The organism is Psychroserpens sp. NJDZ02 (genome assembly GCF_004843725.1).
GTDB lineage: Bacteria > Bacteroidota > Bacteroidia > Flavobacteriales > Flavobacteriaceae > Olleya.
Genome location: NZ_CP039451.1, coordinates 3,884,059 through 3,899,365 on the forward strand (window position 1 = coordinate 3,884,059; position 15,307 = coordinate 3,899,365).

Annotated in this window: 14 protein-coding genes; 5 read left to right on the forward strand and 9 right to left on the reverse strand. The window is 32.1% G+C overall.

What is annotated here, in order from left to right; all coding sequences use genetic code 11:
• Positions 1-264 precede the first annotated feature (264 nt).
• Positions 265-555, forward strand: a complete 291-nt coding sequence (locus tag E9099_RS17130) for a GIY-YIG nuclease family protein (protein WP_136584734.1) — start codon at positions 265-267, stop codon at positions 553-555.
• 712 nt (positions 556-1,267) lie between these two features.
• Here the strand turns inward: E9099_RS17130 and E9099_RS17135 are convergent.
• Positions 1,268-1,726 (reverse strand): DUF962 domain-containing protein, encoded by a 459-nt coding sequence (locus tag E9099_RS17135; protein WP_136584735.1) that lies wholly within the window; start codon positions 1,724-1,726, stop codon positions 1,268-1,270.
• A gap of 40 nt (positions 1,727-1,766) precedes the next feature.
• Between E9099_RS17135 and E9099_RS17140 the strand changes: the two genes are divergently transcribed.
• The gene (locus E9099_RS17140) at positions 1,767-2,183 is read left to right on the forward strand and encodes a thiol-disulfide oxidoreductase DCC family protein (protein WP_136584736.1); all 417 of its coding nucleotides are present in this window, start codon (positions 1,767-1,769) and stop codon (positions 2,181-2,183) included.
• 33 nt (positions 2,184-2,216) lie between these two features.
• On the opposite strand, the gene E9099_RS17145 is transcribed toward E9099_RS17140, so the two are convergent.
• The 6 genes from E9099_RS17145 to aroC are packed head-to-tail and all read right to left on the reverse strand — an operon-like array spanning position 2,217 to position 8,317.
• Positions 2,217-2,549, reverse strand: a complete 333-nt coding sequence (locus E9099_RS17145; RefSeq protein ID WP_136584737.1) for a hypothetical protein — start codon at positions 2,547-2,549, stop codon at positions 2,217-2,219.
• A gap of 12 nt (positions 2,550-2,561) precedes the next feature.
• Entirely contained in the window at positions 2,562-4,316 is a 1,755-nt protein-coding gene (locus tag E9099_RS17150; protein ID WP_136584738.1) for an RDD family protein, read from the reverse strand.
• 8 nt (positions 4,317-4,324) lie between these two features.
• Complete coding sequence (locus E9099_RS17155; RefSeq protein ID WP_136584739.1) at positions 4,325-5,140, reverse strand: sulfurtransferase; 816 nt, start codon at positions 5,138-5,140, stop codon at positions 4,325-4,327.
• Positions 5,141-5,147: 7 nt separating this feature from the next.
• Positions 5,148-6,593, reverse strand: coding sequence for a dicarboxylate/amino acid:cation symporter (locus E9099_RS17160; protein WP_136584740.1), 1,446 nt, complete (start codon positions 6,591-6,593; stop codon positions 5,148-5,150).
• Positions 6,594-6,640: 47 nt separating this feature from the next.
• Positions 6,641-7,210 (reverse strand): hypothetical protein, encoded by a 570-nt coding sequence (locus tag E9099_RS17165; protein ID WP_136584741.1) that lies wholly within the window; start codon positions 7,208-7,210, stop codon positions 6,641-6,643.
• A 45-nt stretch (positions 7,211-7,255) separates the two neighbouring features.
• Complete coding sequence (aroC, locus tag E9099_RS17170; RefSeq protein ID WP_101018477.1) at positions 7,256-8,317, reverse strand: chorismate synthase; 1,062 nt, start codon at positions 8,315-8,317, stop codon at positions 7,256-7,258.
• A gap of 181 nt (positions 8,318-8,498) precedes the next feature.
• On the opposite strand from aroC, the gene E9099_RS17175 reads away from it, so the two are divergent.
• On the forward strand, positions 8,499-9,344 hold the full coding sequence (locus E9099_RS17175) for a UDP-2,3-diacylglucosamine diphosphatase (protein WP_136584742.1): 846 nt from the start codon (positions 8,499-8,501) through the stop codon (positions 9,342-9,344).
• A gap of 57 nt (positions 9,345-9,401) precedes the next feature.
• Positions 9,402-10,247, forward strand: a complete 846-nt coding sequence (locus E9099_RS17180) for a hypothetical protein (protein ID WP_136584743.1) — start codon at positions 9,402-9,404, stop codon at positions 10,245-10,247.
• Here E9099_RS17180 and E9099_RS17185 read toward each other — a convergent pair whose 3' ends face one another.
• Positions 10,248-13,136 (reverse strand): FAD-binding and (Fe-S)-binding domain-containing protein, encoded by a 2,889-nt coding sequence (locus tag E9099_RS17185; RefSeq protein ID WP_136585207.1) that lies wholly within the window; start codon positions 13,134-13,136, stop codon positions 10,248-10,250.
• Positions 13,137-13,654: 518 nt separating this feature from the next.
• Between E9099_RS17185 and E9099_RS17190 the strand changes: the two genes are divergently transcribed.
• On the forward strand, positions 13,655-14,095 hold the full coding sequence (locus E9099_RS17190) for a hypothetical protein (protein ID WP_136584744.1): 441 nt from the start codon (positions 13,655-13,657) through the stop codon (positions 14,093-14,095).
• Between the two features lie 53 nt (positions 14,096-14,148).
• Here E9099_RS17190 and bshA read toward each other — a convergent pair whose 3' ends face one another.
• The gene (gene bshA / locus E9099_RS17195; RefSeq protein ID WP_136584745.1) at positions 14,149-15,288 is read right to left on the reverse strand and encodes an N-acetyl-alpha-D-glucosaminyl L-malate synthase BshA; all 1,140 of its coding nucleotides are present in this window, start codon (positions 15,286-15,288) and stop codon (positions 14,149-14,151) included.
• Between the last annotated feature and the right edge of the window lie 19 nt (positions 15,289-15,307).

Genomic DNA, 15,307 nt, shown 5'->3' on the forward strand with positions numbered 1-15,307 from the left:
CTTTTCTGCGTCGTCACTTCGAGTGATTTGAGAGGCACGAACAAATTGTATCGAGAAGCACAGTAAACTAAGAAAACACTAATAAAACAAAAGTTCTCGATACACTTCTCCTGCGTCGAAGCACTCGAACTGACGTAATGTGATTACTCTTTTGTGATTTCTCTACTTCACAAGTTCTATTCCTCGTCGTTACTTCAAATGATTTAGAAACAATAGGCAAGCTGTATCGAGAAAAGAGAAAAAATAAATTTCATATATTTAAAAATGAAATTGTCTTACGTGTACATATTAAAATGTTCTGATAATACCTATTACACAGGTGTTACTTCAAATTTAAATAATAGATTAATTGAACATAAATATGGCAAATACTCAGAAAGTTACACATATTCAAGAAGACCTATTACATTAGAGTTTTATGCAGAATTTACTGATATTAACATTGCCATTTCTACCGAAAAACAAATAAAAAAATGGTCTAAATCCAAGAAATTAGCTCTGATAAATAATGAGTTTGAAAAACTTGCAAATTTGGCTAGGAAGACTTTTGATTGAAGTGCATTATTGTTCTTTATAAATTTTTGATACACTTCTCCCGCGTCGAAGCACTCGAACTGACGATTCGTGTTTACTCTTATGTGATTACTTTATTGCAAATATTGATTTTACGTCCTATTCCGTCCCCCGGCACTTCGAGTGGTTTGTGAGGTACGAGCAAATTGTATCGAGAAGCGCAACAAAATAAAGTTCTCGATACACTCCTCCTGCGTCGAAGCACTCGAACTGACGTAATGTGATTACTCTTTTGTGATTTCTCTATTGCAAATATTCCTTTTACATCCTATTCCGACACCGTCACTTCGAGTGGTTTGTGAGGTACGAGCAAATTGTATCGAGAAGCGCAACAAAATAAAGTTCTCGATACACTCCTCCTGCGTCGAAGCACTCGAACTGACGATTCTTGTTTACTCTTATGTGATTACTCTATTGCAAATATTCCTTTTACATCCTATTCCGCCCCCGTCACTTCGAGTGGTTTGTGAGGTACGAGCAAATTGTATCGAGAAGCACAGTAAACTAAGACAACACTAATAAAACAAAAGTTCTCGATACACTTCTCCTACGTCGAAGCACTCGAACTGACGTAATGTGATTACTCTTTTGTGATTTCTCTACTTCACAATTTCTATTCCTCGTCGTTACTTCGAATGATTTAGGAACAATAGGCAAATTGTATCGAGAAGCACAGTAATTAAATTAAAATATTCTATTTTCCAAAAAGCTTATAAATAACCCAAGCTGGCCCCACCAATAAGAATTGTAAATCGTCAATAAAACTAGGTTTTTGACCTTCTACTTTATGACCATAAAACTGTCCAATCCAAGCCACGACAAACAAAATTATTGAAAAATATAATATCGGGAGATATTGAGAAATGTAATAATTGAATACCAAACAAAATGCTGAAAACAACAACATTTGTAGCCCAACCTTTACTGATAGCCTAAAATAGAATAATACTAGGATAATCACCAAAACTACAAACGCCCAATTAGCCACTATGGGATGTGGCAAAAAAGAACTTAAAAAACCTGTTGGTATGGACATAAACAAGCCAACGACACTAAAAAAGATAGCTGGTACACAAATGTAATGTATGGCTATATTGGTCGGATTTTGATGACTTACAGCATAACTATCAAACCATTGTTGTAAAGTTTTCATAATATTGATTTTTGTAAATATATTAAATTATTTTTGCGGTATGATACAGTTACCAAGCAATAAATATTTAATCATTTTTGATGGTGTATGCAACCTTTGCAATAGTTCCGTGCTTTATGTTATCAAACATGATAAAAATAATAAGTTTATGTTTGCACCTTTACAAAGTAACATGGGACAACAAATTATAGCTAAATATAACTTAGATACGTCCAAAACAGATTCGATATTATTGTATTCCCCAAACAAAGGATTAAAAGTAAAATCGACAGCAGCATTACATATTGCAAAACACTTAGGATTTCCAAATAACATGTTGTCTATCTTTTTAATTGTACCAACTTTTATACGTAATTTGGTCTATGATTTTATTGCCAAAAATAGATATAAATGGTACGGTAAAAAAGAGGCTTGCATGATTCCTACTCCCGAACTAAAAGCAAAATTTTTAGAGTAACAGAACATTATCAAGTCCCTAAAAACACAAGTTTTACTTTAATATTTTTTTTAATGTATTGTAAGCTAGTTTTTCCATCTGATCCATTTCTCCATCTGCAAAAGCCATAAGCTTTATATCCGCAAATAAATCCGCCAGATCATTACGATAATAATCGTGAGATTTGACACCTTCAACAATATTTTGAATACTTTGATAATCGTTATCTTCTTCAAATTTTTCATGTACACGCTGGTACACACTCTTATCAACTCTTGATAAAATATATTCTTTTTCTTTTTTACTTTCGTCTAAATCAGAATGCGCTATAAAAAGTAATATGTATGCTAATAATTCGTCTTTACTCCAAGTATTTGGTTTCTCCATGCTATTATAAATTTATAAACTTTTAACCAATTTTAATGTTTTTGTATAACGTCCCTCTATTTCTAACGAATAAATAAACCGTTGCTCTGTTAACATGTCTTTAATTTGTAGTTTAAATATAACAGATTGTTTTGGTTCTAATCCCGAACCTTTTATAGAATATTTTTCTTTATTATAACTATCCGCACCAGAATAGGGAAAAGTTGTAGTAAAAAGGATGTCTTTATTATCGGTTTTTATATTTTCTATTACTATCTTATTATCTGTATTTGAAAGTCTAATAGTAAAACCATAATCACCATCTCTTTGTTGCTTAAAAGACACATCATTAAAACCTATAGTTGGTTCATTTAACGATTCAATTTTTTTAATACGCACGGCCTTTTGATTCTCGAACAATTTTAATCCACAGTCGGAAAATAAACCATCAAAATCGTAGCTTTCGCAAATAGCGTTATTTAAATCTTCTTTACTTAATGTAACAACTTCCAGACCGTTATAATATCCACCATAGTATTGATCTGCTTTTTGCAAAGAATTTGCTAAATAAGATTCATTAATCTTATAACAATCAATTGAATCCTTACCTATAAAACCAACCTTTAAATATTGATTATTACCAAAGCGGCTATTGGTTTCTGATAGTGTAATAAAATCAAACTCGCTTATATTGTTTAATTTTCTTTCAATATCATATTTTTGATTGTTGTAATTATTTTCACCGACTTTAAAATTTTCATATTTTCTTAAATATAAGGTAGCGTAGAAAACAATAGCAAATAGACCTATAAAAAAGGGAATTATTAGCCAATACCAACTGCCGTGTTTTCCTTGTCGTGTTAATTGTACGACTGTTGTTTTGGATAACGAATCATGCCAACCTAATTGTTCTGTTAAAAAGGATAACGGATTAAAAGGTAAACGTCTAGAAAAACTTTTAGCGATTATTTGTCCCGAAGTTATTGGTTGACCTGTTAGACTAACCACTTTAGTTTGTGTTAGAAACTTTGCCGGAGTTGATTTAAAAATTAATTCAAAAATAATATAATAAAATGTTATACACACTAATAACAATAAAGTAATAACATACCGTTCTCCAATAATATTAGATAACCATCTGAGTGATTTAATCGGTAATATTCTAATTAAATTAGAAGTCACTAAAATTGCAAAACAAGCATCAAAAACTAAATGAAAGATCCGTTGTGCTTTATTCGCACGTTTTAAATTAAATGCAGTATAATCATTTAATAACCGATATTTATATGTTTTTACTTTTTCACCTTTTGATAAAATTGTAAGTATTAAATAAAAGAATAAGGTCCAAAAAACGATTATTAATAGATATATCAACGTCCCAAATTCAATTTTAAGATTACGAATAGTAAAGTATAAAGTCAAAATCGAGCTTATAGCGCTATTTATAAAAAATATAGAAAAACAAAATTGAAGCAAACGCTTCTCAATACCTTTGCTAAAATAATATAGGATATACGACAATACTAAAACTAGAATAAAAATAAACTCTAGTATGTTTACTCCAGAAAAATGTTCTCCAGCCGGAAAAGAATTAAAAATAAAGTAATTTGAATTTAAAAAATTTAAATTAATTTTATAGAAGTACTGCTGGATAGAAAAAAAAGAGCTGTACGGATTTGCATAAATCCTTTTGTATTCTAAAAAGAGAGTTATTACAATAAAAAGAGGTAATACTAGATTTATTTTCTGTTCAAGAAAATACCTTAGTTTTTCAATTAATGTTTTCATTTAGAGATTTACTTTATTAAACTACCATATTCTGTCCAAGACCCATCGTAAACACAATTGTTATATCCTAAGATTGTTGCCGCTAAACTTAATACAGATGCGGTTATACCAGAACCGCAAGTAAATACCAATTGTTGATCACTTAGTGCAACGCTACCAAACAATACTTTCCAATCCTTTTGGGGTTTAAATGTATTACCATTTAAGAGCGCTGTAAAAGGCAAATTAACCGAATTTGGTATTGTCCCAGATCGTAAACCCGCTCTAGGTTCTGCCACTTTAGAAGTAAACCTATCCTGTGACCGTGCATCTATAATTTTAAATTCTGAATCTTTCCCTATAGCTTCTAAAGACTCAAAATATACCACATTATTTGGGTTATATTTCGCTTTAAAATCTCCTGTTAGCTTTTCGTTTTCTGTACATTGTTCTGTCTTAAATTGATGTGTTTGCCATTCTGGTAAACCGCCATCCAAAACAGCAACGTTAGTATGTCCAAACGTTTTAAATAACCACCACGCTCTCGGACTAGAATAAATACCTTTACTGTCATAAACCACAATAAAACTATTCTTATTTATACCTAAATCTTGGGCTGATTGCTCAAATTGAAGTTCTGATGGTATCGTACTGGGAAAATCTGCCAATACATCACTAAAATCTTTCTTTATATCAAAAAAACGAGCATTAGGTATTTGTTGTGTTTCAGAATTAGATTGATTTCCTGCTACTCTGGTAATAGTGGCGTCCAAAATCACCAAATTAGGTTGATCTAAATTAGCCTCAAGCCATTGCACAGATACTAAATTATCAAATCCCTTCATTATTGTTTTATTTTACGTTTTCATAATTGTCATCCCATTCTTTTGGTTTAGGATCATCATGAAGTTTACCTAAAGATTTTGCTACAATCATGGATACTGTAGCATCTCCTGTAACATTTACCACGGTTCTACACATATCTAATGGTCTATCTACAGCAAAAATTAAGGCCAATCCAATTGGTAACAATTCCTCTGGAAAACCAATAGCTTCCAAAACGATAACTAACATCACCATACCTGCACTTGGCACTGCAGCACTACCTATAGACGCTAATAAAGCGGTACCTACAATTACTAATTGATTTGTAAATGTTAATCCATCTGGCCAAATCACTTGCATAATAAAGACTGCAGCGATCCCTTGATATAAACTGGTACCGTCCATGTTAAGCGTTGCTCCAACAGGTAATACAAATCCTGACACTTCCTTATCTACGCCTAAATGTTCCTCCACGCGCTCCATAGTCACCGGTAACGTTGCAGCACTACTACTTGTAGAAAATGCTAACAACTGTGCTGGACTAAAACGTTTTAAAAACCAAAAAGGCGATTTTTTTGTTATTATCTTTATTAATAACATATAAAAACAAATCATTAAAAATAATCCAAAAACGACACAGGCTGCATAACCCAATAACTTAACTAGTATTGTTGTATCATCAAAAGCTATAATAACATTTGCCATTAAAGCAAAAACAGCATAAGGTGCAAACAACATAATTAAATCAACCATTTTCATGATGGCTTCGTTTAGGGAATCAAAAAAGTCAACTAAGGGCTTCGCTTTCTTCTCTGGAATTAATAATAAACAGATTCCGAAAAATAATGCAAAGAAAATAACTTGAAGCATTGCTGGTTCTGCAAAAGATTGAAAAATATTACTCGGAAAAATATCCACTAACGCTTGTAAAGGTCCAGCATCCTGTGTTACTTTAGCCTTACTAATCATGGCATCCGCATTACCTTGATAAGCCTCTTTCATTTTTTCAATAGTTTCTTTAGGCATTCCCTCGCCAGGCTTAATAATATTAACAATACTTAAACCTATAACAATAGCAATAACTGTTGTTCCTATGTAAATACCAATGGTACGAAACCCCATGGTTCTTATTTTTGAAATATCCTTTAAATCTGAAATTCCTTTTATTAAAGACGCTAATATTAACGGAACGGCAATTAGTTTTAAAAGATTAATAAATATTTTACCAAAAGGTTCTATCCACCTACTCACAAAAGATTTAGCTCTCGTTATTTTTATTTCTTTAGCAGGCACATACTCAACGGTAGATACAACTTGACCATTTACGTTTTTATGAATAACTTTTTCATAAGCATCAATTGTTTTTACAACAATTTTTTCTTTTCCCCAATCCATGGACATAATTATAAAACCGAAAAGGATTCCTAAAACCATTCCTATTATAATTTTCCAGTGTAATGCAAGTTTTTTCATATGCTCTCAATTGTCATCCTTTTTAGTAAGGACTATTTTTTAGTTGTTTAGTTAGTTTTTCTTCCTATAATCTTATGTCTCCAAACTTCATAAAGATAACACGTTGTGTCTTCTTGATCTAGATTATTAAGGGGTAAATCTATTTGTATCTTTTTAGCTTTATGGTAATCAGAAATTAAACCAAAAGCATTTAAATCAGTAGGTAAAAATGTATTATCAAAACCACCACCATTACTTAAAGCACTAGTGTCTCCTCCAATAGTAATTAAATCATACCCAACAAAATCAAATTGTGATGTCAAGTCTGCTTTTTCAAAATTAGGTTCCTTAACAAGGGCTAATAAATTAAAATATGGAATTGTTTTTACGTTTTCTAATACATAATCTAGTGTATTAAAATAAAACATAACCACACCTTGATCAGTTACTAAATGTTCCCAATCTGCTTCTGTATCCATATCTGGCACAAATAACAACCTATTAAGGTTACCATCTAAAGATACTAATTCTTTTAAATGTTTAATTTCAGAAAACGATACGTAATCCTTCCAACTAAAACCATGTTTATGATCAGCATCAAAAGTTTGTAAAGCTGTATAGTAAATCTTAGGTTTCATTTTAATAGTAAGGCTAAAAGTGATATTTACAGTTGTAACGCTGACTTATGAATAGGTTTTATTCATCAATAAATAATCTGCTAAAACTATTGCTGCCATAGCTTCTACTATTGGTACAGCTCTTGGCACAACACAAGGATCATGTCGTCCTTTGCCTTGCATTTCTACCTTTTCACCTTCATTATTAATAGTCTCTTGATTTTGCATAATAGTTGCCACGGGTTTAAACGCGACTCTAAAGTAGATATCCATTCCGTTACTTATTCCACCTTGAATTCCCCCGGATAAGTTCGTTTTTGTGCTACCGTCAATATTAAATAAGTCATTATGCTCACTACCTTTCATTTTAGCACCACAAAACCCACTTCCATACTCAAAACCTTTTACGGCATTAATAGATAGCATGGCTTTACCTAATTCGGCATGTAATTTATCAAAAACAGGTTCTCCCAGTCCAATAGGAACATTTTGTAACACGCATGTTACTGTACCTCCGATGGTATCACCTTCTTTACGAATTTGTTTGATACGATCTATCATTTTTTCAGCTATAGCTGAATCCGGACAGCGTACATCATTACTTTCAATATTAGAAAAATCTAAATCCTGATACGGTTTATCAATAAAAATATCCCCTACTGAAGATGTAAAGGCATTAATTTTAACATCTTTCAACATCTGCTTGGCAATTGCACCAGCCACTACACGACTTGCTGTTTCTCTAGCAGAACTACGTCCACCGCCTCTATAATCTCTTAATCCGTATTTTTTGTCATAAACATAATCCGCATGACTAGGTCTATACGCATCTTTTATATGCGAATAATCTTTTGATTTCTGATTGGCATTTTCGATAACAAAACCAATTGGTGTTCCCGTCGTAACCCCTTCAAAAACACCTGATAATAACTTGACTTCATCTGGTTCTTTACGTTGTGTTACAATAGCAGATTGCCCTGGTTTACGTCTATTCATTTCCATTTGAATGGCATCTAAATCCAATTCTATTCCAGGAGGACATCCATCTATAATTCCTCCTATTGCGACACCATGTGACTCACCAAATGTGGTTAATTTAAATAAGTTTCCGAAGCTATTACCTGCCATACATAAAATAATTTACGCTAAAGTAATCATAAATAGTAGCCAAACAAAACTGTAGCAATTTCAACTTCAAAAATTTGGTAATGTAATCTTAACAATTCCCTTATAATTAGATAATTATGCCATAATGATTGAGTAACACTAAAAACTAATATTTGCATATAATTTAGAAATACATTCTACATTGAAATTAAAAAGAAAAGTTGAAATTGTTGTTATATCAGACGTACACTTGGGTACTTATGGCTGTCATGCGAAACAGTTATTGACTTATTTGAGTAGTGTAAATCCTAAACACCTAATATTAAACGGTGATATTATAGACATTTGGCAGTTTAGCAAACGTTATTTTCCTAAATCACATATGCAAGTGTTAAAAAAAATTGTCTCTTTAGCTGCTAAAGGCACAAAAGTGACTTACATTACTGGTAATCATGACGAAATGCTTCGTAAATTTACTGACTCTGAAATTGGTAATATTTCTATTGTCAATAAACTTGTTTTAGAATTAGATGGTAAAAAAGCATGGTTTTTTCATGGTGATGTTTTTGATGTTTCTATCCAAAATGCCAAATGGTTAGCTAAACTTGGAGCCTACGGTTATGATTTACTAATATTAATTAATAGATTTATTAATTGGATATTAGTCACACTAGGCAAAGAACGTTATTCCCTATCTAAAAAGATAAAAAACAGTGTCAAAGGCGCTTTGAAATACATTAGTGACTTTGAAAAAACAGCAACAGATCTAGCGATTGAAAACGGTTATGATTATGTGATATGTGGCCATATACATCAGCCAAAAAATGAGATAGTTGAAACTAAAAAAGGAAAAACAAACTACCTAAATTCTGGAGATTGGGTAGAGAATTTTACGGCTTTAGAATATCAATTTAAACGCTGGAAACTTTATAGGTATAGCGAAGATAAACTAAGTGCTTTTTATGCGGACGAAGAACTTAAGGATATGTCCGAACAAGAGCTGATTGCAGCGATTACCATCATGCAACCTTTTAAAAATACAAAATAATAGCTTACATTTAAAGTATTAGTTTTAGATTTTTTTTTTTGTTAAAACACTTTGATAATGAAGCCTTTAAAACTCACATTACTTGTAATCTTTTGTTTCACTGTATTTAATTGTTCTAACGATGATACAAACGATAGTATCAGCCAAGAACAGCAACAACAATTTAGTGGCAATTTTTTCCCATTAACGGTCAACGATTCTTGGTATTATGCTATTCTAAACACAAATAATGACACTAACGAGACTATTGTTAGTGACGATGTTTTACTGGTGGACAACGAAACAAATACTGGGTTTACATTATCTGTAAATCAGGGTGCTCCGGCGAACGGAACTATGAGTGGTATTTTAACAAGTGGAGAATTAACACGAACGGAAACCACATTGGCAACTCACGGAACAGTAGGAATACCTATTGATGGTTTTGATTTTGAAATAGCGTTAGAAAATGCAGTATTATATGATACACAAGCCAATAACGGCACCCAATTAGCTTTAAAAACCGGAACATTTACTCAAGATTTACAAGGGTATCCAATCACTTTAAATTACACGCTAACCAGCACGCAATTAGAAAACTTAGACGCTTTGACTGTTAATAACACGATATACGACAGCGTAACCTCGGCCAACATAAGTTTAGATTTAAATGCTACGATCCAAATTTCAGTATTCGGAATCACGCAAGTAATCTCTATAATAGACACACAAGAGGTATTAAGTATCAACAGTTTTTATGCCAAAAATATTGGTCTAATTAAAGCTGACTCAGACTCTGGATATTCCTTAAACCCTACAACAATTACACTTTTGCAACAAGCGGGTGTTGATTTAAGCACATTGCCAACAACCTTATCGTTAACAAATATTCAGACATTAACAAGTTATACTATTACAGAATAACTACAATAAAGCATTTTTTAAAATAGTAATAGGATGTAATGCAATACGTTGTGTTCCATCCTTAATTTGATGCCTACAACTAGTACCATTAGCACTTATTTGTGTTGTTTTAGGTGATTTTCGAACTGCAGGAAATAAGGTCTGCTCCCCTATTTGCATGCTTACTTTATAATGTTCTTTTTCGTAACCAAAACTACCAGCCATACCACAACAACCACTTGGGATAATGGTTACTTTATAGTTTTTAGGAAGGTTGAGCACATTAAAACTATAGATTTGATTGGATTGCGATTTTTGATGACAATGTCCATGAAACTTAATTGTTTTTTCATCTTCAGAAAACTGATCCGATTTGATGTTTCCTAGTGCTATTTCATTGGATAAAAATTCCTCAATTAAGTAGGTGTGTTCTGCTATCGCTTTCGCTGAAATTTTGTCGTCGACCAACCTTGGGTATTCATCTTTAAATGATAAAATAGCAGAGGGTTCAATTCCTATTAAAGGTGTATTTTCAGAAACTATATTTTTAAAAATAGCCACATTTTTGTCCGCCACTTTTTTAGCTTGCTCCAATAAACCTTTAGACATGAACGCCCGCCCAGACTCTACATTATCGATAAGCTCCACTTTATAGTTTAACCTGGTTAATAAATGAATAGCATCTCTTCCTATTTCAGCATCCAATTGATTAGTAAATTCGTCATTAAACAAATACACTGTTTTGATTGCTTTTGATACAATTAGATTATTCTTAAGGATCTGATACTCTTTAGATAACGTTTTATCTGATAATAAGGGTAAACTTCTCTCCTTGGCAACACCTGATGCCTGTTTAATTACAGAAGATGTTATTGTGTTAGAGAACATGAAATTAGTCAACCCTTTAAAATGTCTTCCTAGATGATTTAATTTGTCATTATAAGCAAACAATTTTGTTCTAAAAGGCACACCATTTTCTTTTTGATATTGGTATAAAAATTCGGCTTTTAAACTGGCAACATCCACACTACTTGGACACTCACTAGAACATGCTTTACAACTCAAACACAAATCAAAAACCTGCTTTAACTCTGTGTGATTAAACTTGTTTGATTTTTCCGAATTTGTCAAATATTCTCTTAATGCATTTGCTCTTGCTCTGGTTGTATCTTTTTCGTCTCTAGTCGCTCGATAACTAGGGCACATTGTCCCTCCAAATTCAGGTAATTTTCGACAATCCCCAGAGCCATTACATTTTTCGGCTTCACGAAGAATACCTTCTGATTTAGAAAAATCGAGAATCGTTTTAATTTCGGGTACTTTTCGATCAGTTTCATAGCGTAGATTTTTATCCATTGGAAAAGCATCTACTATTTTACCTGGATTAAATATGTTATTGGGATCAAAAGTTGATTTTATACCTTTTAATAACTGATAATTTTTATCACCAATCATTAATTTTACAAATTCACCTCTAACAATACCATCACCATGCTCTCCGCTAAACGATCCCTTATATTTTTTAACTAAATGTGCTACATCTGTTGTTATTTGTCTAAACAACTTAACATCTTCACTCTTTTTTAAATCTAAAATAGGACGTAAATGCAACTCACCTGCACCAGCATGTGCGTAATACACCGCTTTTTGATTATAACCTTTCATCAAGGCTGTAAAATCTGAAATATAATTAGCTAAATCCGGTAACGCGACCGCTGTATCTTCAATACATGCGACTGCTTTTTTATCACCAATCATATTACCAAGAAGTCCTAAACCTGCACTTCTTAAATTATTCGCTTTATCTATTTGGTCTTCAATCAATATTGGATTAGCATAGCTTAAAGTTTCTTTTTCAACTTGCAAAATTAAGGCATTCGCTTTTTGATTTGCCTCTTCTAAGCTATTCCCCCTTACTTCACACATTAATATTGCTTCTGGGTCACCTTGAATAAAATACCTATTGTCCTGTTGTGTTTTATTATGTTTAGTTAAATCTAAGATAGTTTTATCCATCATCTCACAATTATATAAATCATGTTCCATTGCTGGTCTAACAGCAATTAAGCAATCTTCTATAGTGTTAAAATGTAGCGCCACCATTACCCGATGCTTCAACGGTAAATCATCTAATTTTAAAGTGATTTGTGTTGTAAACGCCAATGTACCTTCACTACCTGTTAATAAACGACATAAATTAATGTCACCATTATCAATCAACTGATCAATAGCATACCCCGTGTTTCTTCTATGTATCTCTTGTTTTGGAAAGTGTGCATTAATTTCTTTTTGAGCGACTTCTGTGAGCACGTCGTTATATAGTTGATTATATATCTGGCCTTCTAATGACTCAAGGTTTAATTTTTCTTTAAATTCTTCTTGAGACAAGCTTTTAAAAACAACAGCACTACCATCACTTAATATAGTATGAAGCTCTACTACTTTATCTCTAGTGACGCCATACTTAATTGAAGTCGTACCAGAAGAATTATTACCAACCATACCACCAATCATACAGCGATTAGAAGTAGACGTATTGGGGCCAAAAAACAAACCGAAAGGTTTTAAATAATTATTTAATTGATCTCTAACAACTCCGGGTTGAACCGTAACCGTTTTATTAAGCTGATCTATAGATACTATATTGTTACAATGTTTGGACACATCGACAACAATACCATTTCCTACGCATTGACCTGCAAGAGATGTACCAGCTGTTCTTGGTATTAAAGACGTATTATTGGTTTTAGCAAAAGCAATTAACGTTTTAATATCCTCATTATTTTTAGGATAAGCTACAGCAGCCGGAAGCATTCTGTAAACGGATGCATCTGTAGCGTATATAGATTTAATTAAATCGTCAGAGTACAATTCTCCTAATAAACTATTTTTCAGCTTGTTTAAATTCATTTTAGCTTTATTCAATTATCAAAAGGTTAACAAGACATGTATTTTACAACGTAAGAATCACTTCATTGCTATACTAAATTAACTTGCCTAACAAAAATAAGAAAGATAAGCAGACCAATTACATTTGTAAGAGTAACAATTACTATAAAACAAGATAAAAAAAATCATTATAAACTCTGTTTTTAATGCTATTGGAGCATAAAAACCAAATCACAAAACTATAATTATAACTTGATTAGATTTATAGATTACATGGAAAACACCTAAACACTAAAAAAAAGGCTATTATCATCTCTAATTACTGAAATTGCCACTAAAGCAGATGGAATAAAAAATAGAGTCGTACAATTAATTGATTTTAGTTTATAAATTTGATAAACCATTGTTTGTCTTTTTTTATTTGTGTAAATTTTAAATTTTAATCATAAATAATTAGATTACATTCGCGAAGTCTTTAATATAAGACATCTAAGCTTTAGATATTAACGTATATACACTAAACTAATAAATAAATTAACATGAAAAAACAACTTTTGTTTGCTTTTGCAATTTTTGGATTTGCAACATTTACTTATGCTCAAGACATCTCGGATAATGCTATTGGATTACGTTTGGGAGATAGTGATGGCTTTGGTGCCGAAGTATCATATCAACGTGCTTTGGGTGACAATAATAGATTAGAAGTCGATTTAGGATGGCGTAACGATGGGTTTAAGTTAGCAGGGTTATACCAATGGGTTTGGGTTCTAGATGGAGACTTTAACTGGTATGCAGGTGCTGGGGGAGGTATTGCTTCCTACAATGAAACTTTTATCTTTGCTGCTGGAGACATTGGTATTGAATATAATTTTGATATTCCGTTACAATTATCTTTAGACTTTAGACCTGAATTAGGTTTTGGAGATTATGGTGATGATTTAGGTTTTGATATCGGTTTAGGAATTCGTTATAGATTCTAACCAACACTATTATAAAATAAAAAAAGCCACCCTATTAAGGTGGCTTTTTTTTGTTACTTCAAAATCTTACATTTATTCAATGTTTCTTCATAAATAGCTTCATATTGCGGTACTATACGATGGATATCAAAAGTTTTAGCTTGTTCTTTTGCATTGATCTTAAATTGTTTTAATACGTCTTCATTCTTTAAAATATGAATCGCATTTTTACTCATAGACTTTACATCTCCAACATCACTTAAAAAACCTGAGAAACCATCCTTATTTACTTCTGGAATTCCTCCTGTATTACTAGATATTACAGGTACGCCAGACGCCATAGCTTCTAATGCTGATAATCCAAAACTTTCTGTTTTACTTGGTAATAAAAACAAATCTGAGAAACATAATATTCTGTCAATCTCATTACTATTACCAAAAAAGACCACTTTATCTGTAATTCCTAATTTTTCACATAAACGCTCAGCAGGTTCTCTTTCTGGACCTTCTCCAACCATCATTAACTTTGCTGGAACTTCTTTTTGAATTTCATTAAAAATATTAATCACATCAGGTATACGTTTGACTTCTCGCATATTACTTATGTGCGTAATAATTTTTTCATCTTCATTGGCCATCATACCCCGTTGACAATCCGTAAATCCATTACTAAATTTTGTAATATCTATAAAGTTAGTCACTACATTAATTTCATTTTTAATATCAAATAAACGTAACGTATCATCCTTTAAACTTTGAGATACAGCGGTGACAGCATCCGATTTATTGATACTAAAAGTTACTGCTGGCTTATAAAAAGGGTGACTACCTACTAACGTAATATCTGTACCGTGCAAAGTTGTTACAATAGGAACATAAATATTATCCTCTCTAAGCATTTTTTGAGCCATATAAGCGGCGTATGCATGCGGTATTGCATAATGCACATGTAAAACTTCAATACCATGAAGTTTTACCATGTCTACTAATTTACTAGATAAAGCAAGTTCGTAAGGTTGATAATGAAACAAAGGATATTCTGGAACGGCTACTTCATGAAAATGAACGTTGTTACCTAATAACTCCAATCTTACGGGTTGATTATACGTTATAAAATGAATCTCATGACCACGTTTTGATAACTCTAAACCTAATTCGGTTGCTACAACGCCACTTCCTCCAAATGTTGGATAACAAACAATACCTATTTTCATGTAATCTTTATAGTTTAGT